The following is a 23,179-nucleotide window of genomic DNA, read 5'->3' as shown; positions in this document are numbered from 1 at the left end:
TTAGCCGTTCTGCACTTTTGTGGCTCGGTCGTGGACGAAGGTTACGGTCCACTTCTTGCCGTTCAGATCGTAGGTTACGGTGCGGTTGCCTTCTTCTCTTGGGTTGTCGGTCTGGATTTTTTGGCCGAGGGATAACCGCGTCTGCAGTTCATTCATGCCAGGTTTTGCCTGGTGCGCTTCGACGGCGGTCCACACATCCGTGGGCCAGTGTGTGTAGATGGAGTGCGGGTCATCGTAAAAGAATAAGAGGTCGCTGTAATACTGCTCTTCTGTGCCTTCCATCGCGCCTACCGGCGTGGCGTATTCCTGCTTCGCATCCTTGTCGTCAGGGAGCGTGAAGACGTACATTGCCTGGCGGGTTCCGTGGCTAATGCCGTCATCAACATCGGCCGGAACCGCGGCCTTGATGGCTTTCTTGATCTCAAGTTTCTGCAGTGGAGGAATGACGCCGACGCGCTTTTTGAAGTCGACCTTGCCGCCGGCATACGGGAAGTAAGGCATGGTGTAGCCGTTTTTCATCCAGAGGCTCTTGCCTTCTTCGTCCTTCAGGTCATCGAAGTGCGAGGGAAACTGCATCTTCACTACCGCCACATCGTCCGGGGTCAGCTTCTGCTCCTGTGCCTGGTTGACCACACCAGGGTTCTGACGCTTTTTCCATACCGAAAACATATAGATGCCGGCGATGATCAACGTGATGGCGGTGGGAATGACCACAATTTTCCAGGGCTTCATGCGTCTTCTCCTAAAGCTTCGATGCAGATGTTTTGATTTGGATTAACCGGCCGCCGGAGATTGCAGGCTTGCGGGGCCGGGCTTGGGGCGAAGAGACTCCGCGCTTAGCTCGTCAGTTCGGCGAAGGCCGGGAAACACTGCTGCCCAGGTTCCGGCGACGGCTAGTGACGCCATCCCGCCGAAGATGGTTGCACGCACGGCGCCCCACCACTGCGCGGTCAGGCCGCTTTCAAACTCGCCCAGTTCGTTGGATGCGCCAATGAAGAGCGAGTTGACTGCGCTGACGCGGCCGCGCATTTCCGCAGGGGTGGCGAGCTGCAGCAGCGATCCGCGGATGATGACGCTGATCATATCGGCAGCGCCGCTGATGGCCAGGGCGGCGAGCGAAAGCCAGAGACTCTTTGATAATCCGAAGATCACGGTTGCCACGCCGAAGATGCCGACGCAGACAAACATGCGCGAGCCGGCTTTGCGGGTGATGGGGAACCGTGCGATTACCAGAGACATGGTGAGCGCGCCAATGGCCGGAGCCGCCCGCAGCGCACCCAAGCCGCGTGGCCCAGTGTGCAGCACTTCGTTGGCGAAGATGGGCATTAAGGCTACCGCTCCGCCGAGGAGGACCACGAAGAGATCGAGCGACATGGATCCGAGGAGCACTGGGGAACTGCGCACGTATTGAAACCCTGCAAGCACCACTTTGAGCGAAGCGGCGCGATGCTCCATGCGCCCAGGTCGCACGTGGAGGCTGAGAATGAGGGCAAGAAACCAGACCAGCGTGAGTAGCGTGAAGATGTAGACGATTCCTGCACCCTCAAGTCCTGCGCTGTGAAGGAAACCTACCAGGGGCAGCGTGAAGAGCAATCCGCCGAGCGCCGGGCCGGTAACGTTGGCGAGTTGGAAGATGGCGCCTCCCCAGGTCACGGCGTTGACGAAGTGCTTTTCCGGAACCAGGTGCGGGAGGAGAGCAGAACTGGCTGGTGCGGAGAAGGCGCGTCCGGTGCCAATCAAAAAAAGTACGGCGTAGATGGAGAAGACGTGGTGTGCTCCCCAGAGCGCCAGGGCCAAAAGCGCCAAGGTGCAGAAGACTTGAAGCGTATAGCAGCAGAGGATCACGTGACGGCGATCGAAGCGGTCGGCTACGTGTCCGGCTGGAAGCAGAAAGAACAGCCCCGGAAGAAAGAGCGCCAGACCGGTATATCCGAGATCGAGAGCTCGATGGGTGATGGAGTAGACCTGCCAAGCTACTGCTACGGCCTGCGCTTCGGCACCGAGAATTACGGCAACGCGGGCTAGCTGGTATCGTCGAAAATCGCGAGAGGCAAAAGCCTCCATACCTCGTCGTGGAGGAGTGGTGGAAGGGGAATCCATTCCTGCTTAGGTTAACCGCTCGGCGTGGGCCCGCGAAACGGAAGTGATGCGAAGCGGATGCTGCTGGTCTGCCCAGAGATGCTAGAGTGCGGGGCCTGTATTCTGGTTCTTGCAACCGCACCCCCAGCCTGACCGACCCCCGAAGCCGAGTAACATGGCAGCCGCGGCGGTAACCTTGTGCGGGGTGTGTGCCTTTCTCGAGCTTTACTGCACGCAGCCTTTGCTGCCCTTGCTGGCGCACCTGTTTCATGCTTCCAAGACCGGGGTGGGGATGACAGTTTCTGCCGCGACGCTGGGAGTGGCGATCTCCGCACCCGTTTTTGGAGCTGTCACCGAGAGGCTGGCTCGAAAGCGCGTGATTGTGATTTCGCTGCTGGGTGTTTCTATCCCTACGCTGCTAGCCGCAACGTCAACATCGCTGACGCAACTAATCTTCTGGCGCTTCCTGCAGGGGATTATGGTGCCGGGCATCATCGCCGTAGTGGTCACCTACATTGGGGAAGAATGGCCGCCGGAACGGGTTGCGTTGATCATGAGCTTCTATGTAAGCGGCACGGCTCTGGGCGGTTTTATGGGGCGCATCTCCGCGGGCATTCTGGCGGACTACTATAGTTGGCGCGTGAGCTTTCTTGTCCTTGGTTCGGCTGCACTGGTGGGAGCTGCGGCCGTTGCGATGTGGCTACCGCACGGTCATCGCCGAACGGCGATCCAACCCAAAGCCGGCTCCCTTCCCACGTTTCCTTACCAGGTCCAGGCAATGTTCCGGAATCGGCGACTGGTGGCTACATTTGCTGTGGGATTTAATGTTCTTTTCTCGCTGGTCGGGGTCTTTACGTGGATCACGTTCTATTTGAGTGCTGCACCATTTTCGCTTTCGATCACGGCGCTAAGTTCGCTGTTTTTTGTTTACCTGATCGGGCTGATCGTTACGCCGGGAGCAGGATACCTGATTACGCGCGTGGGTTTGCGCGCCGGGATAGGCGGGGCAATCTGCTGTTCGATTGCAGGCGTGCTGCTCACGCTGATGCACTCTCTGCCTTTGGTAATTGTGGGGCTGGCCATGCTGTCGAGCGGAGTCTTTGTGGCACAGACCGCGTCGCAAAGCCACCTGCGGGTGGCAGCTCCGTCGGGAGCACGGGTGACGGCGGCGGGGATTTATATCACTTGTTACTACCTCGGCGGCACTGCGGCCGGCGTCGTGCCGGGGGCCTTCTGGGCGTTTGGGAAGTGGCCTGCGTGCGTGGCTTTTATCGTTGCAATGCAGTTGCTGGCATTGACGATTGCCGTGATTGGTTGGCGTGAGCCGACAGTCACACCTCCCGCGAACCCCATGGCAAGTGCCGCAATGTGAAGCACTCCCAACAATCCGTGAACCCCGGCGGCAGCAATCGACATCTATTGGAAAGTGGCAAATTGGCGGCTGCGGAAGTCGCCCTTTGCGACTGAGTTCCTCGATTCCCCACAACTGAAATCGGCACCAACCGCCCCAGGAGATAGTTTTTGCCCGAGTTGCAGACAGAGCCGCAAGCGCCCGCAGGCGGAGCGCCGGCCAAGACGATGGAGAATCCTGACGCCGCATCAATGACGCAGTGGAAGCCGCGCGTCAATCCGTGGCTGATTGCTGCCACGGTGGCGCTGGCGGCATTCATGGAAGTGCTGGACACCTCCATCGCTAACGTTGCGCTGCCGCATATTGCCGGCAGCCTGGGAGCGAGCACCGACCAAAGCACGTGGGTGCTGACCAGCTACCTGGTGTCGAATGCAATTGTGCTCCCCCTGGGTGGATGGGCGTCGAGCCTGATGGGGCGGCGCAACTTTTTTGTCTTCTGCATCACCGTCTTTACTATTGCGAGTTTTCTCTGCGGTGCTGCACCGTCTCTGCCCATGCTGCTGATTTTCCGGGTGATTCAGGGCGCGGGTGGCGGCGGCATGCAACCCATGGCGCAAGCCATCATGGCCGACTCGTTTGAGCCGCACAAGCGCGGACAGGCGTTCGCGCTTTACGGATTGGTTGCGGTACTGGCTCCCTCGATTGGACCAACGCTGGGCGGTTGGATTACGGATAACTACACTTGGCGCTGGATCTTCTTCATCAACATTCCAGTGGGCATTCTGGCGTTCATTCTGGTGACGCGGCTTGTCGAAGATCCGCCGTGGATCAAGGCTGATCCGTCCAAACTGAAGAACATGGATTACATGGGGCTGGCATTCCTCACCATCGCGATGGGCGGCATGCAGATCATGCTGGACAAGGGCGAGGAACAAGACTGGTTCAGTTCCAGCTTCATTTGTTTCTTCGCCGTTCTTTTCGTTGGAGGGATCATCGGGCTGGTCTGGTGGGAGTGGCGACAAAAAAATCCGCTGATCAACCTAAGGCTTTTTCGATTTAAGAATTTCGCAATATGTTGTTTCTTAATGATGCTGGTGGGCGGTGTGCTGAATGCGAATACCGTTCTACAGCCGCAGTTCATGCAGCAGTTGCTGGGTTATAACGCGACCACTGCGGGCCTCGCGCTGACGGCGGGCGGCATTGCGCTTGTCGTGGTGATGCCGATGGCGGGATTTGCAACGGGGAAGATTTCTGCGCGAACGCTGGCCGTGGTCGGGTTCATCATGTTCATCGTGACGTTCCGCTATGCAGCCTACGTTACGACGTTGCAGATGAGCTTTTCGCAGGCGTCGTGGCTGCGCGTGGTGCAGATGCTGCCGCTTCCCTTCTGCTTCATTTCGATCACGAATGCCGCCTACGTAGGCATGCCGAAGGAAGAGAGTAACCAGGTCGCGGGCCTGATCAACTTCGTGCGAAATCTTGGCGGCAGTATCATGATCGCTATCACCAACGCACAGGTGACCTCGCGCTCGCTCTGGCACCAACAACATCTTCAAGGCGCGATGCAGGCAGGATCGAATGCATTTGAACAGCACCGGCAGGCGCTCTCCGGTTTCTTGAGTGGAACATTTGGCGGCCCCAACAGCGGAGGCATGGCGCTGGCTTCGATCTACAACCAGTTGAACCAGCAGGCGCAGATGCAGGGCTACCAGGATGTCTACATGGAGCTCTCCTGGCTGTCGTTCTTTCTGGTCTTCATGGCGTTCATGCTCAATGCGAACCGGCCGGGACAGGGGCCGGGCGCTTCTGCGATGCACTAAGCCTCGCCGACGCGATGTCGTTCGTGGCTTTTCGAATCCAATTAGAATGCAGGGGATGTCTGCGCCACTCCTAGCCCGACTCATGCTTACGGCTGTTGCCGCTGGCCAAGGGATCACCCCGCTCTTCATTGACCTGAACAAAACCCATGCGACCAATCCGCTGTGGCCGGGACATGCGCGCTTTCACGTGGTGTGGCAAACGTTTTCGGCCAACATGGCATGCGCGATTGAAGTCGGATTGATCTGGTGGCCGTCCCCGCAGTCGGGCGCCTTGTTTTATCTCGCAGCTCTGTTCACTTCCATTCCGATGTGCGGCTTCATGCTCGCGCTAGTTACTCTAAGGACATATAAAGGCACGCTTCACGATGCGAACGGGATCCAGCCATTGCGTATGCACCTTGCTGGAAAGTTACGCGAGATCGACATGAACGCGGTGCTCGTCATCATTGGGGTCGCGGTCTTGATGTTTGCGACGACAATTTTTTGATCATGGATCGCAAGAAGTCCAGCGTGAGAATTTAGTTTGCCATTTTCGAGGAGTCCCTTTAACTTAACGAACTAAGCGCACGTCCCCTTCCTTTATCAAAACCGGACAGCACGAAAATCTCGTTCTGAGGTCATCCGCTATGAGCGAGCAGTTGAAGGAACCGCACCCGCCCGGCCACGCCCGAAACGCGTTTAAGCGACTACGCCACCTCGGCAACATTTTCATGATCCTGTTGTGCGGCCTTGTAGCCACAATCGATGTCGTCAAGGCGTTACACGGGAACCCGGAGGAGCCGCCAGTAGAAAACGCCGCTGCGAATACCGATTCGTTTTCCGGTCGCATGAAAAGGGTCATTGAAGGGCAACTGGTCAAAGTGAACCAAGTCGATCCCATGGAACTTGCGTCAGCTTTCGGCGATTCGCTGCGGAGCCATAATTGCAAATGGATCGTCGCCTGCGAAACAATCAAGAGAGATGCTCCTCCAAGAATTCTCGCACTCGAGGCGGGCACACCCACGACAACGAACCTGAATGATGCTATGAAATCAATCGCGCAGGCTCCGCCCCCTGCGCCGGAACTATTCACTCAGATTGGAAACTTTCCAATTCCAACCTGGCACACCGTCACCGGGTCCCCCAGAGCGGCTTATGATTCTGCGAAGCACATAAGCCACGCGGGCCCGTGGGCGATCACCATGTTCATTTCTTGCACGATCATCTGGTTTGTTTTGCTGTTCAAGGGGATGAGCGGAGACAATGGCATGATCGGCTATGGGATGGTAGTGGGATGCCCGCTGGGCATTTCTTTGATGGTGTGGTGCGTACAACACCTTTGCGAGGCGGCGCTGCACCTCGGCTTGCTGGGATGCGCCATCACAATTGGAATCCTGGGCGCGTTGCATAGCGTTGCGCTGGTGCTCGTGGTGGGCTTTCGGCACATTATGAAGACGCCGAAAGAACTTGCTGAGGAAGTGAAGGAGCTGAGGTCGGTCTAGAATTCTAGAGTCATTTTTGCCGTCCGATGATGGGATTCTTTGTAGCAGTGTTGACGCGCGGGATGTACAGGGGCACGCTGCACGACGCGAACGGCATCCAGCCACTGCGCATTCAACTCGGCGGCAGAACGCGAGAGTTCGACATGAACCTCGTCCTCGTCCTTGTCGGATCGGTCGTGACCGCGATTGCGGTGCTGATCTTCTAGAATCAAACCGAGGTCTGGTAAATGGCTCATCTGAAGATTGAAGCAAGCCGCACCGCACTGTTGAGCATGGATCTGCAGGCCTCGGTGGTTAAGATCTACACAAAAGATGAGCCGGAGTTCCTCTACCGCGTCAGAAGCGCGCTCAGTGCGGCCCGGAACAACAACATCCGCGTAATCCACGTGCGGGTGGGTTTTCGACCGGGGCTTCCCGAAGTGGATACGCGAAACCAGCTCATCGGCGCGATCAAGAATTCCCCTCAATGGCAGCAGATCTTCCAGGGACCTGCCGGTGCAATTCATGGGGACGTTGCGCCAAATGACGACGAAGTTGTGATCACCAAGCACCGCATCGGCGCATTTGCCGGTACAGAACTCGACATGATTCTGCGGGCAAACAGAATCGATACCCTCATCCTGCTGGGAATCGCGACCAGCGGTGTGGTGCTGTCGACATTACTGCATGCCAGTGACGCCGACTATAACCTCTTCGTTCTGAGGGATTGCTGCGCCGATCTGGACGCCGAGCTGCGTGCCTGTCTGACGGAAAGATTCTTTCCTCAGCGGGCCACCGTCATCACTGCTGATGAGCTGGTGAAGGCGCTTCAATCGACGTCAGTTTGACTCAGGATTATTTTGGAGCAGATCGGCTCAACGCGTAAGGGCATCCACCATTTCGCCCCTGAAATTGAAAACGCCGGAGACCTTGCGGCCTCCGGCGTTTTCCGGATGATCTTTTAGCTCAATGGATCAAACATCGTCTCTATCGGCCTGTTGATGAGGCTGCGAGTTGCCCCGCTTCCTGCATCTTCCCGCTCAGACCGGGCGGCGTTTCCGGGTTGCCCCTTCCGCGCTCCCTTTCTCCTGAGCCGGCGTCCGAATCCTTGGGTTGCCCCTTGGCTTCGGTCCTTCGGCTGTGCCGGCGATGGATGCTCGAGTTGCCCCGAACCTCTCATGCCTTCGGCGCTGCTGGTTTCAGCCAGGTTCCGGGTTGCCCCGTGGCCTGCTTCCTCCTGCCTCGCCCCCGATGTAGGACTTGGGTTTCCCCTCGTCCTGCATCTCCGGCTTTACCGGCGATGGCTCATCAAGTCGCCCCGATGATCGCATCTTTCGGCGGTGCCGAGCTGCCAGTCCTCAAGTCGCCCCGAGAATCAGCCTTTCGGTATCGCCGACGATTCGTCGTGAAGGTTGCCCCGCACTTCGAATCCTCCGGTACCGACTGATGGATATCCGAGTTACCCCGGATCACGCACCCATCGGTTTGCCTTGGTTGAAGCTCCGAGTTGCCCCGGGTCTTCTTCCTTGGCTACGGCAATTGACCAATTTCCAGGTTGCCCTAAATCTTGGGTCTCTCACCGTTCGCCGATTCACCGCGTTTCGAGTTACCCCGAACCTTGGTTCCTCGGCTGACCCGTATCTGCTTCCTCGGGTTACCCCGTTTCCGCATCTACGGCTGAGTCGATGATGTCTCCCTGGCTGGATCGAACTTTGCATCCTCAGCTTGCGCTGCGGATGAATCTTCGGGTTCCATTCAGGTCACAACATTCCTGATCTGGGTTCCGGCGCACTCTCAATCTTGACCTTTCAACTCACTATCGACATTGCTGCCGACCGCGAACCTTAAAACCAAAACCGGTACTTACGCTTTTCACCAGGCCGGAGTTGCTGTTCCAATCAGCTACAGAGTCACCAGCTAGTTAGAGACAGTAGGCCTGTTCGATCTGTGGATGCAAGTGCAAAACCCCATTGCTTTCTGTGGATATCACCATTCATGGTGCATTCATAATAGATTTCTGCGGTGCAGTATCTAATTCCAACTCAAAATTGAAATTTGAGCTGGATAACTTGCGGAACTACTTCGATAGATATGCTCCGAGTAAGTTGCAGATGTTCATTTCTTCTGACTTACTCGTAGTGAGAATTCGCCTATAGGAACAATCAGAACTACAAGATAGAACGTGATCCTACTCACAATGCGGCTTTTCAGAATCCCTGTCGTCCTGTAAAACAATCAACACTGGGTCTTCCGCCTTCAAGAACAATCGCCTGGCTCTCACGAGGTCTGTTGCATGGAGAATGCGCGGCGGCTGCCGCCAACGTGGCTGATGGGTCTGACCAACGCGCCGTTCGGGCTCACGGGCGGTTTTTGCGCCGTTGTCATTCCTGAGCTTCTTGCTGCCCACGGCATTCCCGCGGGACACGTTGCCGCCATTGCTGCTGCAATTCTTTCGCCCGGCTTCTGGATCTTTGCTGTCTCTCCGATGCTGGATGCGTGGTTGAGCCGCCGGACTTACGCGGTAATCTTCGGATCGCTCACCGCAGTCGCTATCGCCGTCACCGTGGCGCATCCTGACCGACCCGGCCTGGTTGAAGCGGTCATGCTGCCCGGCTTCGCCGCGGCCATGCTCTACCAGGGTTCGGTAGGAGGATGGATGGGCAGCCTCGTCGACAAGAAAGAGGACGGACGGCTCGGCGTATGGTTCGCGGTCTCGAACCTCGGCGCAGGCGGGCTGATGATGATTCTCGCCGGTCAACTGGTCAGCCGGCTTGCGCCGGCGTTGGCTGGAATGCTGATGGGCAGCGCAGTTCTTGTGCCGATGCTTCTCTTTCTTGTGATCCCGTCGCCTCCGGCGCGTCGCAGACCGGCACGGGAGAGCTTTGGACGATTCAATCGCGAGTTGGTGTCGCTGCTGAAGCAGAGAAGCGTCCTGATGGCGTTGGCACTCTTTCTTTTTCCCGCAGCGTCTTTTGCGCTTACGAACGTTCTGGGAGGAACGGGCGCTGACTTCTCTGCTAACGACCGCACCGTCAGTTTGTTCGCAGGAGTTGGATCTTCACTAGCAGGTATTGCGGGGAGCTTTCTGCTGTTTCCGCTAGCGCGTCGATTCCCTCTTCGTCCCGTTTATCTTGCCATCGGCATCGTAGGAGCCATCTTTACGCTGAGTCTTCTGACTCTACCGCGTCAGCCGTGGAGCTTTGGCGTCGCGATCACCGGCGAAAATTTGTTTCAAGCGCTCGCTTTTGCCACTGGGAATGGGATCGCCTTTGAAGTTATCGGTCCCGACAATCCCTTCGCTGCTACGCTTTTTACCGTTCTGCTGGCTGCCAGCAACATGCCCATCACTTACATGCAGCTCATCGATGGGAAAGGATATGACTGGATGGGCTTGACCGGCAGTATTGTCACGGACGCTGGCGTCAGCATTGTGGCATGCCTGACGCTTGCGTGGATGCTGTTCCGCTGGCGAGGGCGTCCGGACACTGCGCTTCAACCGATCGTTCCCCTTCCCGAAAACGCGGATTAAACGATTCGGTTGGCCGCCCTTTCACAGCACGGCTGTAGAGGACATTCGAAGTAACCTGCAAAACTACGGTTTGGTCACACGATCAGGAACGCGGGATTTGCATTCTGGTCGCGAACGGTGTTTCAATCTAGTTATTGAAACAGGGGTGCTCCACAAAGTGGGGCTGAGAAGATACCCTCGAACCCGATCCGGATAATGCCGGCGTGGGAAGCTTTCGAAGCCAGTTTGGCCCAGTCCTTCCTCTTCCAGCACAGACGCCCTTGTTTCTTGAAAGCGGGAACAAGGCATGCGTGCGCTTCAATCTCATCTGCGACGATTGCGCCGCCGGAGTAGTCTGCGGTGGATCATCGTGAGCTTACTTGCTACGGCAGGTTCCTTTGGCTGGGGTCAGAGCACAACGTCTGCGCCGGCGGATGCACAGACGCCAAACGCGCCGGCTCCGCAAGTTTCATCTCAGCAAAAACTCGATCGCGTCACAACCACTGTTGTCGTGCACGGCGAAGTGAAAGACGACTATCTCTCGGATGCTTCAACGTCGGCAGGTCTCGACAACCTACCCGTCCGGGAGACGCCGCTTTCTGTCCTCGCCATAACCAGCGGGTTGATGAGCGACCAGATCGCGCGTGTATTATCCGATGTCGTAAAGAACGATGCGTCTATTGGGGAAGACTATGCGCCCGTGGGCTACTACGGTGATTACGAGATTCGCGGATTCCCGATCGACCTGGCGACGGGGATGCAGATTAACGGGATGACAATCGCCGGCGAGCAGGATGTTGCGCTTGAAAACAAGCAGCGGGTTGAATTTATCAAAGGGATCGCGGGGCTCGAAAGCGGGATTGCTTCTGCGGGGGGCGTTATCGATTACGCAACTAAAGAACCGTATGCAGGCGAGCGGCCTACGCTGGATATTGAGACCGACCACCGTGGAACTTCGTATGGCGCGGTGCAGTTTGTCGCGCGTGGATTTCATGGCGGCTCGGGTCTTTTGATCACTGCTGCCGGAGAAGACATCCACACCTACGTGGAGGGGGCGAACGGATGGCGCGGTATGGGCGCGGCGAACGGAAGATGGCAACTAGGATCAGTGACGCAACTAATGACCGACTTTGAATATCAGCACAAGGTGGGCCGTTCCGAGGCAGGTTATCAATTGCTGGGCGGGACAACGGTGCCGTCGCCTGTGTATCCCTCCGTCATGCTTGGCTTTCAGCCGTGGTCGAAGCCGAATACTTTTGATACGTTGAACGCCGGGGCGCGGCTTGAACGCAGACTTGCCGCGAATTGGAATCTTCATCTCGGTGGTTCTTATAGTCACTCGCTTGTTGACGACAACGTGATATGGCCGTATGGGCCGGCGCTGGATGCGGACGGGAATTCTCTCTGCCCTGATTCGCCCTATTATTTTTTCTGCCCCGACGGCAGCTACGAGATTTATGACTATCGCAGTCCTGGCGAATTGCGGATCGATGCGATCGGCGAGGCTTTGCTGCAGGGCCATTTCAGCACCGGCAAAATAAGCCACGATGTGGCGGGGGGTGGCTCATTATTTCATCGCTCGGTCGATCTATCGTCGAGCATTGTTTACCAGCCGCTCGGCGTGGAGAACGTCTATCAACCGAATATCGTTTACGCGCCGGATGATGCGCAGGCGGGAGCTTCGGCACTTGCCGACTACAACCACCAAAGTGCCGGCATCGTGCAGGAGCGAGCACATCTTCCCGGTCATGTCGTGCTGCAGGCGGGTGGGCGTTTCGTGCGGGTGACCGACTTCAACTACACCGCGGCGAGGTCGCTGTGGCTACCGCAGTATGCAGCCACATACTCGCCGGTTGAGAGCCTCACGCTCTACGGCAATTACGGCACCCTGCTTTCGCTGGGGCCGCAGGCTCCGTGGTGGGTCGATAACACAAGCGCGTTCCTGACTCCCTTTATGACGCGGCAGGCGGAGGTCGGCGCGAAATATGAGCGCGGCATTCTGCTGACTGCGGCGCTCTTCCGAATGCGACAGCCGTTTTTCTATCCGAGGGTGATCGATGGTGCCGACGCATTTTGTCCTACAGGAAGCGCGGGCGATCAATGCTTCGAATCGGATGGTCATGAAACGCATGAAGGAATCGAGATGAATGCGCAAGGCAAAGCAGCGAACTGGATTCAGCTAAGCGCCTCGGGAACAGCGATGCGCGCTGTCTCAACTGGCACCGGAACGCCGTCGTTCGACGACAAGCAGGTCATCAACGTACCGCGATTTCATACAAATCTATTTGCCGATCTGCTGGTGGCGCACGCGCGCGGTCTGCACCTGATGCCGGGCTGGAGTTACACCAGCCGCAAAGAGGCGACCCGCGACGACGTTGTTAGCGTAGGTGGCTACAACATCTTCAATCTTGGGGCGCGCTACACGCCGGGCGGCGAAAAGGGCCGCATCACACTGCACATGTACGCCGATAATATTCTCGACAAACGGTACTGGAAGGACACGGGAGCGAGCTACGGAGATACGTTCATCCATCAGGGTGCGCCGACGACCGTACGGCTCTCAGCGCACTACTCGTTTTAGCAATTGCTCCTGCGGTAAGGAAGTGTTTTGAACGAATCGACAAAAGCGCACGGGTTGGATGGATCGCTGGTTGAGCCGGACTGGCCACCGTTGACATTGAGCGAGGTGCGAGCCGTACTTGCGAAGATGCCGGAGGTTAGCGAGCCGGTCGAGATTCTGTCAGCCAGCCCGCGACCGTTTTCCGCAGCGAGTGTGGTTAGAACAAGTCGTGGAAATGTTTTTGTTAAGCGACATGCGCGGTCGGTGCGCGATGTTGAAGGGCTCATGGAAGAGCACCGGTTTATGAAGCACTTGCGGAAGAATGGCGTGGAGGTTCCACGCGTTTTTACCGCCGACACTGAAGAAACTGCAGTTGAAATCGGCGATTGGACATACGAGGTGCACGATATCCCCAATGGGATCGATTCGTATGAAGATGCGATTTCCTGGACGCCATTCCGATCCGTTGATCACGCTCGGTCGGCGGGCGAGATGCTTGCGCGACTTCACGTTGCCGCTGGAAGTTACAATGCGCCAAGAAGGAAACCGCGGCCGCTGGTAGCGAGCTTTACCATCTTTGCGTCTGACGATCCTTTGAAGGCATTTGAAACTTACGCGTCCGCACGTCCCGCGTTAGTTGAGGATGAGTGGACGCGACGGGATTTCGAAGAGGCGCTCACTCTATTGCAGCCATTTCACGAAGAATTGAAACCTCTGCTGGTATCGCTTCAACCGCTGTGGACTCATAATGATCTGCACGCTTCAAATTTCTTCTGGAGTGATAAAAGTCGTCGGGCGCAAGCCGTATCGGTCATCGATTTTGGACTGGTTGATCGCACCGCTGCTGTCTACGACCTCACCCAGGCTATCGAGCGCAATGTTGTGGATTGGCTGGTGCTCATGCGCGATACAAATGGTGGCGAAGATGTTTCGGTGCACCTTGACGATCTGTGGGCACTACTGGAAGGCTACGAGGGAGTGAGACCGCTCAGCCGGGCGGAGGCCCACGCGCTGGTCCCGATGCTTGCGCTGTGTCATGCGGAATTTGCGCTTACCGAAGCGGACTATTTTGTCGGGGTATTGTATTCAGCGGAGAAGGCTCGCATAGCGTCGCGTGATTACCTGGTTGGCCACGCGCGATGGTTCAGCGGACCTGGACGCAGGAAAATTCTGGAACCTCTGCGCCAATGGGCGGAATCGCGCGAACGGTTGGCGGTGCGCGCATGACGTTCGCGGCCATTGCCCACTATCTCGCCACAAACTGGGTGGAACTTGCAGGCTTCGTTACCACCGCTCTGGGCATCTGGCTCACCACGAAGCGGCTGTTGATCTGCTGGCCCGTGGTGCTTGCTGCGGACGTACTCTATCTCGTTGTCTTCTATCGCGCGCGTTTGTTATCCGACGCGCTGCTGCAGATATTCTTCATTGCCTTCACTCTCTATGGGTGGTGGCACTGGTGGCGCGGCGTGCGAGAAGAAGGCGAGGTGCGCGTCGTTCCGTTGGCATGGTCGAGTCTGGTGATCGCGCTACTTGCGGGGATCGCGGGCAGCTTTGTTTTGGGTGAACTGGCTAAGCGACTGCATGCCGCACTGCCTTATCTCGACGCCACACTCACCAGTTTCAGCCTGGTGGGAAGCTGGTGGCAGGCGCGCAAACATATCGCCAACTGGTGGCTCTGGATTGTCGTCAATCTCGTCTATATCGGCGAGTACATGTACAAGGACCTGTGGCTGACAGCAGTTTTGTATGCGGGACTTGTTGGCCTTGCTGTTCTCGGCCTCCGCGACTGGAAACGTGCTGCGCGTGAAGTTCAGACTGCGGCTTGCACCACGTTGAGCAGCGGTTCACCCGCCATATAGCGCCGCAATTCATCGGCGGCTGTCTTCAACGCGCGAGGCGCGAACTGCGGACTTGATGCGCCGACGTGCGGGGAGACCAGAAGGTTCGGGCACTTCCACAATGGGTGTCCCACCGGTAGCGGTTCAGGATCCGTGACATCGAGCGCCGCACGTATTTTGCCGCTATGCAGTGCGTCAACCAAGGCGTCCGTATTCACAATCGGCCCCCTGGCTGCATTGACGAGCAGAGTTCCCTGCTGCATGAGCGAAAACTGGTGTGCGTCGATAAGCCATTGCGTTTCGGCTGTCGCGGGGAGAATCAGCACCACGATCTGGGCCTTTGGCAGCAAGGCATCCAGTTCTTCCACACCATGCACTGTGGGATTCATGCGCGCCGTCCGAGCCAGCCGCGTCAATTCAACATTGAAAGGGCTGAGCATCCGCTCGATCTCTTTGCCGATGGAACCATAGCCGACCAGCAGGACGGATTTCCCGGTCAGTTCTTCGAGCATCACGGGCGGGTAATGTGCTCGGGCATCGCCGCTGGTTGCCGCATATTCCGCGCTGGCTTCGAAGCGGCGCTTCCATTCTCCCGATCGCTGAACGTCAAGGAACAGAGGAAAGTGCTTCAACATGGTCAGGATTGCCGATAGTGTCCACTCAGCCGTCGGGATATTGTGCGCGCCGCGCGCATTGCAGATTGTGACGTGGGGTCCCACCGCCGCGGGAATCCACTCTGTTCCCGCCATGAGCGATAGCACCAGTTTTACGCCCCGCAAATGCGGAACGATCTGCGTGTTTCTCGTCGGATACGGATCCGGAATCCACACTTCGATGTCAACATCGTGATCCAGATCGCGAGGCAAACGAATAAGCTCGATTCCCGTGGGGAAATCGGCGAGCAGGTCAGCAGACAGGTTTTCGGAGTATCCGACGCGAAGCATAGATAAACTTAATGCGCAGAGGTTCGCAGTTCTGCCTCTATGCTACATGCTGAGAGTGCGCGGTCGCGATTCCTCGTCTGGCGCGGCGTGCTATCAATGAAGTGCTGGACTTCAATGCCTTCGATGCGATTATCCAACCCCAAAACGTGGTCGCAGCAGGAACTCGCAGCCAAGCTGAGGGTTGACCGCCGCGCGAATCACGGCCTGCTGAACTGGGAACGCAGGCGGCTGCTGATCCACGCAACCAAAACCGCTCTCTCAGCGGCACTCTGCTGGTGGATCGCAATACGATTTGGATTGCACGACGGCTACTGGGGAGCCATCAGCGCGATCATCGTACTGCAGTCGAACTTCGGCGCCACCATCAGCGCGTCGCGGGACCGCATTCTTGGCACCATGATCGGCGCGGCATTTGGGTTTGCGTTTTCACTGTTCGGCGTTTTGCCATGGAACTACATTCTGGCCGTGTTATCCGCCGTCATTCTCTGCGGATTGCTTGGCCTGCGCAACAGTTCGAGGCTCGCCGGTGTGACCATCTCCATTGTGATGCTTGTACAGAAAACAGGGTCGCACTGGCTGCTGGCGCTGCACCGTGTGGGCGAAGTGTTTCTGGGGATTCTGGTGGCTGTCGTCGTATCGACGCTGGTGTTTCCCGATCGCGCGCGGCTGCGTCTGCGCGATGGACTCGCCCAGGAATTTCTCGTTCTTGATGCGTTCTTTGAAGGCATTCTGCAGGGATTCCGTGGGGTGCCCGCGCAGAACCTGCCAGAGCTTCGCCAAGATTCACTCGCCATGTTGCGGGGTAACAATGCGCTGCTGGAAGAGATGCGCAATGAACCTTCGGGTGGTCCTGGTTGGCGGGAAGGATTGGGCATGCTGGCGCAGTTTGGCCGAACGATCTTCGATGCGCTGGTGGCGCTGGAGCTCGCCGTCAGAGAGAGCTATGAAGACCGCTATGCACAGCAGCTGGAACCAGAGCTGGGCCGACTGGTGACTGATATCGAATCGGGTTTTCAGTATGTTGCGAAATGCATTCACGGCTGGCGATTTCACGTTGCGCCACCCAACCTGAACCTCGAGCAGGACATCGCCGAGCTTGAAGAGCGGATGGCAAAAGTTCGCCACACGGGATTCAGCTTCTCGCAGGCAGAGATCCTGCGTGCGTACGCGGTTCAGCTTCACCTGAAGCAAATTGCCGTGCTGCTGCGGGCGTCACGAGTTGAGACCAGCCGCGCGATCGGTGAAGCCCAACCTAAAGAGAGTTAGCTGAGAAACTTGCGCAGCGCCGAAGCGCAATCCTCGATTTCCTTGACGGTGATGGCATATCCAAAACGGAGGTGGCCTTCGCCCTGCGCCCCGAAGACCGATCCGGGAATGGTGGCGATGTGCGCTTTTTCAAGCAGGATTTGCGCAGCCGTGCGGCTATTCTTGTGAATCTTCTCAACATTTGGAAATGCATAAAAGGCACCAGCGGGTGGTTCGCACTTGAGTCCGACCTCGTTCAACACTCCAACCAGTAAGTCCCTACGCTTCCGATACTCTTCGCGATGCGCGGCGATCTCAGAGGAAGGCGTTTTGAGCGCATGGATCATCGCCTGCTGCACAAAAGTAGTCACGCCATTTGTCGAGTAGAGGACGATCTTCCGCAGCGCTGTCATGAATGGCTCTTTAGCCACTGCATACCCTGCGCGCCAGCCGGTCATCGCATAGGTTTTTGAAAACGTGAAACAGGTAATCGTGCGCTCGGCCATTCCCGGCAGGGACGCAATGGATACATGGTCGCCCTCGTATACAAGATCTTCGTAAGCCTCATCGGCAATCACAATCAGGTCGCGGTCACGGGCAAACGAAGCCACCTCTTCCGCTTCTGCGCGCGTGAAGACAAGACCGCTGGGATTCTGCGGAGTGTTGTAGTAGATGGCTCGAGTTTTGGGAGTCGAGAACTGCTCCAGCGTCTTGCGGATTCCGTTGCGCCTTGCCGTAATGGTTGGGACAAGCAGAGGGCGGGCCTGTGCTCCAGTGACAAGGTCGCCAATCGGCGTCCAATAAGGCGAGAAGACCAGCGCGTCATCGCCCGGATCAAGCACGCTCTGGAAGGCTCCATATAAAGATTGTGAGCCGCCGACGGTCGCAATTACCTCATCGGTCGTCACGTCGATTTTGTTTTTTGCGGCAAGCTTCTCAACAAGAGCCTTGCGCAATGGCAAGACGCCCGACGACGGCGCATAGTGGGTGTAGTTCTCGACAAGGGCCTTGACCGCCGCGTACTTGATTTCTTCCGGCGTCTCGAAGTAGGGTTCGCCGCCATGCAGGGAGTGAACCTGCAGGCCTTCGGCACGCATTTCCATGACCTTGTTACGGATCTGCACGATATCGGAGAATCCGACCTCATCGAGTCTCTTTGCCAGGCGGATTCCACTTTGCTTCGTCATGGTCCAGGTTCTCCCTTGTTGACGCATTTTTTGGCACCAGGCTTTCAGAATATCCGATGCAAATGCCGGGCAAGATATGAGATTTCGATGGGCCTTTGAGCATCAAATAGCGAGCAGATTTGTGTAGACAGCCATGCCCACCACCGCATCTACGCGCATTGCATCGAGATCATCAATCTCCGACTGACTGCGGATTCCACCCGCCACGATGAGATGGTGAACCGTCAACCTGCGCAAGCGCGCTGCGGTATCGATGGGGAAACCCTGCATTAGTCCTTCGCCATCCACATGGGTGTAGAGATATCCGTGCACATACGGATCCAGTTGTGGAATCGCATCGTCCGGCGTCAGCGCGACCTGCGCTTTCCAGCCCTTTACCGCTATGCGGCCGCCCTTGGTGTCGACTCCTGCGATGAGGTGTTCTGAGCCCACAGCCAATGCAAGTGCCGACGCAAAATCGACGTTGACCGCGCCTTCCTCAGAGAACAGCGCGGATCCGATGATGACGCGCCTGGCGCCGGTATCGAGTACCTGCTGTGCCCGCTCGATGGAACGAACGCCTCCGCCAACCTGGCACGGAAGCCGCCGTGCGATCTGTGCGACTAACGCGTAGTTGTCGCCCTGGCGCATCGCCGCGTCGAGGTCGATCAACTGTACCAGTGGGAAGCGAGAGAATTTTTCGATCCAGTATTCGAAATCGTCAAAGGAGAGGCGCAGCTTTTTGCCTTGCACCAGCTGAACGATTCGGCCACCCATCAGGTCAATTGAGGGAATCAACATGGCAACCTCATGGGAATTCCGGCAGCGACGAGTTCTTGCTTGAGCGAGCGGGCGCTGGATACGCCGAAGTGAAAGATGCTTGCCGCGAGGGCCGCATCCGCTTTGCCTCTTCCGAAGACGTCGGCAAAGTGCGCCACTGTACCGGCGCCACCCGAAGCAATTACGGGAATGTTGACCGCTTCGCTGACGGCTGCGGTGAGTTCACAATCGAAACCGGCGCGCGTGCCGTCGGCGTCCATCGAGGTCAGCAGAATCTCTCCGGCACCGCGAGCCTCGGCCTCAAGCGCCCACTCGACAACGCGACGTCCGGCGAGCTTGCGTCCACCCTGCAGAAATACCTGCGCGTCGCGCACGGGGTCTTCGGCTTCGGGATCGCGCTTTGCATCGATCGCCACTACGACAGCCTGCGCTCCGAAGCTGAGGCCGATTCTGGTGATCAGCAAAGGATCGGCTAGCGCGGCCGAATTGATGCTGATCTTGTCGGCTCCGGCTTCGAACACCATCTCGGCTTCTTCCGCACTGCGGATGCCACCGCCCACCGTGAATGGGACAAATAACTCGCGTGCGGTGCGACGCACTGTTTCGAGCAGGGTTCGCCGTCCTTCGTGGGTGGCGGTGATATCGAGCAGGACGATTTCGTCGGCTCCTTCGCGGGCATGGCGAGCGGCCAGCGCAGCGGGATCACCGGCGTCGACGATGTCCACAAACTGGACGCCTTTCACCACTCGGCCAGCGTGGACATCGAGACAGGCGATGATGCGCTTGGTCAGCATGTCCACTCCAGAAAATTGCGCAGGATCTTCAATCCAGTCTCACCGGACTTCTCCGGATGAAACTGGACGCCCATGACGTTGTCCCGTTCTGCCGCGGCGGCGAAATTCTCAATGTAGTTTGCGACTGCAGCGGTGTCTGCCGTGATGGGAGCCTTGTACGAGTGGGTAAAGTAAACAAACTCACCGGGCGCGACTCCTGCCAAAAGGCGCGAGCCACCCTTGGTCTCCAGCGAATTCCAGCCTACATGGGGAACTTTCTGGTTGCATTCGGGGAAGCGTGTGCAGGATTCAGGGAAATGCGAGAGCCCAGCGTGGTCTGGTGCTTCTGTGGACCCAGCGTACAGCCACTGCATCCCCACGCATATGCCGAGGAATGGAACGCCGCGACTGATGGCCGCGCGAATGGCCGAGGTCATGCCCGTTGAATTCAGCCGATCGGTTGCCGCAAAATGCCCCACTCCCGGCAGCACGATCCGCTCAGCAGAACCGATGAGCGATACGTCCGAATCCGTCACCACCGTCTCCGCGCCCAGATGCCGCAGCGCCTTCAACACGGACGTGAGATTGCCAGCTTTGTAGTCGATGACTGTAACCCGCATCAGAGCAGCCCTTTGGTGCTGGGCAGCATTTCGCCCAGTTGCTTATCGCGCGAACAGGCGACGCGCAGGGCACGGGCAAATGCCTTGAAGATTGCTTCAATTTTGTGATGGTTCGACCGGCCGTACATTGTCTTCACGTGCACGTTGGCACGGGCGCCACGCGCGAAACCCTCGAAGAAGTCTGTAACCAACTCGGTCTGGAGGTCGCCTACGAGGCGTGTGCGAACCTTGGTGTCAACCGCGTAGGCTGCGCGCCCGCTTAAATCGACGGCAGATATGGCGAGTGTCTCGTCCATCGGCATGATGAAATAGCCGGCGCGCAGTATTCCGCGCTTGTCGCCGAGGGCGCGATCGAACGCTTCGCCGAGCGTGATGCCCACATCCTCTACGGTGTGATGCTGATCAACGTCGAGGTCACCCTTGCAGGAAAGTTCCAAGTCGAATGCGCCGTGACGCGTAAACAATTCCAGCATGTGATCGAAGAAGCGAATGCCCGTGGAGACTTTGTAGATGCCCTTGCCTTCGATTGTGAGTGCAATGGCGATGCGGGTTTCATGGGTGTCGCGTGCGACCGCTGACCTGCGAACCGTCTTATTTTTCGGCGTTTTGTCGTCAGCACTGGCTGTCATTGCTTCTCCTTTGCGGTCTTGAGCGTGTGCAGTGTGTTGTTGAGCACTACGACTGCCTCGCGCATCTGTTCGCGAGTACCAATGGTGATTCGGACGCAACCGTCACAGCCCGGATCGTTGGAGCGATCGCGGACCAGCACTCCTCCGGCTGACATCAGACGCACGAATTCAGCGTGCTGCAGACCAATGTAGACGAGGATGAAATTGGCTTGACTCGGCCAGCGGCGTATAGCAGCAGCATCGAGAGCCGCTTCGAAGTCCGCGCGTGCTGCCAAGACTTCCCCGACGTACCAATCGAGATAAGCAGTATCTTGCAGCGCCGGCGGCAAGCAGGCGAGCGCCAGAGAGTTGACGCTGTAAGGAGAAAGCACGCGTCGGATCCAGGAGATGAGCTGGACCGGACCTGCCAGAACCCCAAGCCGCAATCCGGCCAGCCCATAGGCCTTTGAGAACGTGCGCGCGATCATGACATTGGGTAGCGTATCGATAAGATCGATGACCGTCTCGCCGTGGAAGTGGAAGTAGGCTTCATCAACCAGGACCACCGCCTGCGGAGCGAGTTGAGCGAGTTCGATAATCTGCGCGCGCGTCGTGATGGAACCTGAAGGGCTGTTGGGATTCGCGATAGCAATGATCCTGGTGCGCGGGGTGATCGCGCTTGCCAGACCCTCGAAGGGAAACTGCATATCGTCAAGCGCCAGGACTGGAACTATTCGCGCGTCGGTCGCCGACGCATACACCTCATACATGGTGTAGGTGGGCACAGGCAGCAACAATTCGTCGCCGGCATCGAGGAAGGTTTCGAAAAGAACGTGTATCGCTTCATCGACGCCGTTGGTCAATACCACCTGTTCGGGCTGCACGCGGAGATGTTCTGCAACGACGCGCTCCACGGGGCCACGCTCGGGATAGCGGGTGAGATGGCCAGCGGAGATGCAACTCAAGACATCGCGGACTTTCGGGGAACACGCAATGGTGTTCTCGTTGAAGTCTAGTCGCATGGCGTCACGATTTCCGAGAGGCGGGTGATATTCCTTCATCGCCTGGACACGCGCGCGCGGAGCGGGGTGGACTTTCAAAGCGGATTTATCCACGGGCTCTCCTCGCGCTGCTTCGATTTGCGGTGCGGTTCGATGACCTTTTGCGAAAGCGCATTCGTATCGCTGCAGCATGCGCCGTTAGTCCTTCGGCCTCGGCCAACAACACTGCGTGCGGCCCAAGTTCGCCGATGGCTGCAGCATCGTACTGCTGCACTGTGATCAGTTTTACAAAGTCGTTTACACTGAGGCCGCCGCGAATGCGCGCCATTCCACCGGTCGGCAGCGTGTGATTGGGGCCAGAGATGTAGTCTCCCATGGGTTGGGCGGACCAGCCTCCAACAAATACTGAGCCGGCACTCGAAACCCATTCCAGATCTTCGATTGAATCGACGGTCAGGTGCTCTGGCGCAAGACGATTGGTAAGGGAACGCGCTTCTTCGAGAGTGGCGGCGACAATGGCCAGGCTGTTACGGTCGAGAGCAGTTCGGGCGATGGCGTTCTTGCGGCTTTGCGTTTTTGCTTCCCCGATGACCTGCTTCGCTAGATCGTGCCGCGTGGTGATGAAGATGGCGAGAGCCTCGGGATCGTGTTCGGCCTGCGCAACGAGGTCTGCGGCAATCTCAGCCGGGTCGCCGCGTTCGCTGGTCACAATGATCTCGGTGGGGCCAGCCAGCATGTCGATGGCGCAGTCAAAGGCGACGAGCCGTTTGGCGGCGGTGACATAGAGATTGCCGGGGCCGACGATCTTGTCAACGCGCGCGATCGTAGGCGTGCCGTGAGCGAGAGCGGCAATGGCGTGCGCTCCGCCGACGCGGTAGAGTTCTTTGATGCCGAGGAGGTGTGCGGCTGCCAGCGTCTCTGGCGCCGGTTTGGGAGACACCACGACGATGCGCTGCACGCCCGCTACCTGCGCGGGTATCGCGGTCATCAATAGCGTGGACGGAAGCGGATGACGGCCGCTCGGCACATAGCAACCAACCGCGTCAATCGGGCGCACGATCTGACCAACGGTGAGGCCTGCGGTGGACGACTTGCTCCATGATCTGGGTAACTGCATTTTTGCGAATGCGCGAATTTGCGCAGCCGCAGTCTTGAGAGCTACGCGGAGCGACGGATCAATCACATCCCATGCGTCGGCCATCTCCTGTGCGGAGATGCGAATGGTTGCCGTATCGCCAAGCCCGTCAAACTGCGCTGCGTAGCGATGCAATGCTCGATCACCGCTGCGACGGACGTTCGCGACGATTCGGCGGACGACCGGCAACACCCGCTCGAATGCCGCTCCGCCGCGTTTTTCCAACGTGGCCAGAACTTCTTCAGCCTTACGTGCTCCTCGACCTTGAGTTCGAATCAATTTCATGGTTCT

General features: G+C 57.7%; 21 protein-coding genes and 1 riboswitch. Of the genes, 11 read left to right on the top strand and 10 right to left on the bottom strand.

The features are described from left to right. Together P8935_RS07415 and P8935_RS07410 are read right to left on the bottom strand one after the other, a co-directional pair. A complete protein-coding gene (locus tag P8935_RS07415; protein ID WP_348264354.1) occupies positions 1 to 732 on the bottom strand; it encodes a hypothetical protein in 732 nt (243 codons plus the stop codon). A 42-nt stretch (positions 733 to 774) separates the two neighbouring features. Next, entirely contained in the window at positions 775 to 2,064 is a 1,290-nt protein-coding gene (locus P8935_RS07410; protein WP_348264353.1) for an MFS transporter, read from the bottom strand. 190 nt (positions 2,065 to 2,254) lie between these two features. On the opposite strand from P8935_RS07410, the gene P8935_RS07405 reads away from it, so the two are divergent. The 10 genes from P8935_RS07405 (at position 2,255) to pnuC (ending at position 14,637) form a co-directional block, all read left to right on the top strand. Beyond that, positions 2,255 to 3,451, top strand: a complete 1,197-nt coding sequence (locus tag P8935_RS07405) for an MFS transporter (protein WP_348264352.1) — start codon at positions 2,255 to 2,257, stop codon at positions 3,449 to 3,451. A gap of 149 nt (positions 3,452 to 3,600) precedes the next feature. Beyond that, positions 3,601 to 5,250 carry a DHA2 family efflux MFS transporter permease subunit gene (locus P8935_RS07400; RefSeq protein WP_348264351.1) on the top strand — a complete coding sequence of 550 codons (1,650 nt, stop codon included), beginning with the start codon at positions 3,601 to 3,603 and terminating at the stop codon, positions 5,248 to 5,250. 55 nt (positions 5,251 to 5,305) lie between these two features. Further along, positions 5,306 to 5,737 carry a hypothetical protein gene (locus tag P8935_RS07395; protein WP_348264350.1) on the top strand — a complete coding sequence of 144 codons (432 nt, stop codon included), beginning with the start codon at positions 5,306 to 5,308 and terminating at the stop codon, positions 5,735 to 5,737. A gap of 139 nt (positions 5,738 to 5,876) precedes the next feature. Continuing rightward, the gene (locus P8935_RS07390; RefSeq protein ID WP_348264349.1) at positions 5,877 to 6,731 is read left to right on the top strand and encodes a hypothetical protein; all 855 of its coding nucleotides are present in this window, start codon (positions 5,877 to 5,879) and stop codon (positions 6,729 to 6,731) included. A 26-nt stretch (positions 6,732 to 6,757) separates the two neighbouring features. Beyond that, positions 6,758 to 6,937 (top strand): hypothetical protein, encoded by a 180-nt coding sequence (locus tag P8935_RS07385; RefSeq protein ID WP_348264348.1) that lies wholly within the window; start codon positions 6,758 to 6,760, stop codon positions 6,935 to 6,937. A 21-nt stretch (positions 6,938 to 6,958) separates the two neighbouring features. Then, a complete protein-coding gene (locus P8935_RS07380; RefSeq protein ID WP_348264347.1) occupies positions 6,959 to 7,558 on the top strand; it encodes an isochorismatase family cysteine hydrolase in 600 nt (199 codons plus the stop codon). 1,445 nt (positions 7,559 to 9,003) lie between these two features. Continuing rightward, complete coding sequence (locus P8935_RS07375; RefSeq protein WP_348264346.1) at positions 9,004 to 10,239, top strand: MFS transporter; 1,236 nt, start codon at positions 9,004 to 9,006, stop codon at positions 10,237 to 10,239. A 131-nt stretch (positions 10,240 to 10,370) separates the two neighbouring features. Then, positions 10,371 to 10,466, top strand: a riboswitch (TPP riboswitch). Positions 10,467 to 10,588: 122 nt separating this feature from the next. Then, on the top strand, positions 10,589 to 12,799 hold the full coding sequence (locus P8935_RS07370; protein WP_348264345.1) for a TonB-dependent receptor: 2,211 nt from the start codon (positions 10,589 to 10,591) through the stop codon (positions 12,797 to 12,799). Between the two features lie 27 nt (positions 12,800 to 12,826). Then, positions 12,827 to 14,005: a phosphotransferase gene (locus P8935_RS07365; protein ID WP_348264344.1), complete on the top strand. Its 1,179-nt coding sequence runs from the start codon at positions 12,827 to 12,829 to the stop codon at positions 14,003 to 14,005. After that, on the top strand, positions 14,002 to 14,637 hold the full coding sequence (gene pnuC, locus P8935_RS07360; protein ID WP_348264343.1) for a nicotinamide riboside transporter PnuC: 636 nt from the start codon (positions 14,002 to 14,004) through the stop codon (positions 14,635 to 14,637). Before P8935_RS07365 ends, pnuC begins: the two co-directional genes overlap by 4 nt. Here pnuC and P8935_RS07355 read toward each other — a convergent pair. Beyond that, the gene (locus P8935_RS07355) at positions 14,589 to 15,560 is read right to left on the bottom strand and encodes a 2-hydroxyacid dehydrogenase (RefSeq protein ID WP_348264342.1); all 972 of its coding nucleotides are present in this window, start codon (positions 15,558 to 15,560) and stop codon (positions 14,589 to 14,591) included. The two genes, pnuC and P8935_RS07355, sit on opposite strands and share 49 nt — an antisense overlap. A 114-nt stretch (positions 15,561 to 15,674) precedes the next feature. On the opposite strand from P8935_RS07355, the gene P8935_RS07350 reads away from it, so the two are divergent. Next, positions 15,675 to 16,826: an FUSC family protein gene (locus tag P8935_RS07350; protein ID WP_348264341.1), complete on the top strand. Its 1,152-nt coding sequence runs from the start codon at positions 15,675 to 15,677 to the stop codon at positions 16,824 to 16,826. Here the strand turns inward: P8935_RS07350 and P8935_RS07345 are convergent. From P8935_RS07345 to hisD, 7 genes are all read right to left on the bottom strand, one after another. Next, entirely contained in the window at positions 16,823 to 17,992 is a 1,170-nt protein-coding gene (locus P8935_RS07345; RefSeq protein WP_348264340.1) for an aminotransferase class I/II-fold pyridoxal phosphate-dependent enzyme, read from the bottom strand. The two genes, P8935_RS07350 and P8935_RS07345, sit on opposite strands and share 4 nt — an antisense overlap. 102 nt (positions 17,993 to 18,094) lie before the next feature. Next, positions 18,095 to 18,772 (bottom strand): HisA/HisF-related TIM barrel protein, encoded by a 678-nt coding sequence (locus tag P8935_RS07340; RefSeq protein ID WP_348264339.1) that lies wholly within the window; start codon positions 18,770 to 18,772, stop codon positions 18,095 to 18,097. Next, positions 18,766 to 19,545: an imidazole glycerol phosphate synthase subunit HisF gene (gene hisF / locus P8935_RS07335; protein WP_348264338.1), complete on the bottom strand. Its 780-nt coding sequence runs from the start codon at positions 19,543 to 19,545 to the stop codon at positions 18,766 to 18,768. The genes P8935_RS07340 and hisF overlap by 7 nt, the downstream gene beginning before the upstream one ends. After that, positions 19,539 to 20,144: an imidazole glycerol phosphate synthase subunit HisH gene (gene hisH / locus P8935_RS07330; protein ID WP_348264337.1), complete on the bottom strand. Its 606-nt coding sequence runs from the start codon at positions 20,142 to 20,144 to the stop codon at positions 19,539 to 19,541. Before hisH ends, hisF begins: the two co-directional genes overlap by 7 nt. Then, entirely contained in the window at positions 20,144 to 20,773 is a 630-nt protein-coding gene (gene hisB, locus P8935_RS07325) for an imidazoleglycerol-phosphate dehydratase HisB (RefSeq protein WP_348264336.1), read from the bottom strand. Before hisB ends, hisH begins: the two co-directional genes overlap by 1 nt. Continuing rightward, positions 20,770 to 21,867 carry a histidinol-phosphate transaminase gene (locus P8935_RS07320; protein ID WP_348264335.1) on the bottom strand — a complete coding sequence of 366 codons (1,098 nt, stop codon included), beginning with the start codon at positions 21,865 to 21,867 and terminating at the stop codon, positions 20,770 to 20,772. Before P8935_RS07320 ends, hisB begins: the two co-directional genes overlap by 4 nt. After that, positions 21,860 to 23,173, bottom strand: a complete 1,314-nt coding sequence (hisD, locus tag P8935_RS07315; RefSeq protein ID WP_348264334.1) for a histidinol dehydrogenase — start codon at positions 23,171 to 23,173, stop codon at positions 21,860 to 21,862. The genes P8935_RS07320 and hisD overlap by 8 nt, the downstream gene beginning before the upstream one ends. Positions 23,174 to 23,179 lie beyond the last annotated feature (6 nt).

Origin of the sequence: Telmatobacter sp. DSM 110680 (genome assembly GCF_039994875.1) — a bacterium.
In the GTDB taxonomy this organism is placed as follows: domain Bacteria; phylum Acidobacteriota; class Terriglobia; order Terriglobales; family Acidobacteriaceae; genus Telmatobacter.
Note: the sequence above shows the minus strand (reverse complement) of the source record. Positions and strands in the feature narration are given on the sequence as shown.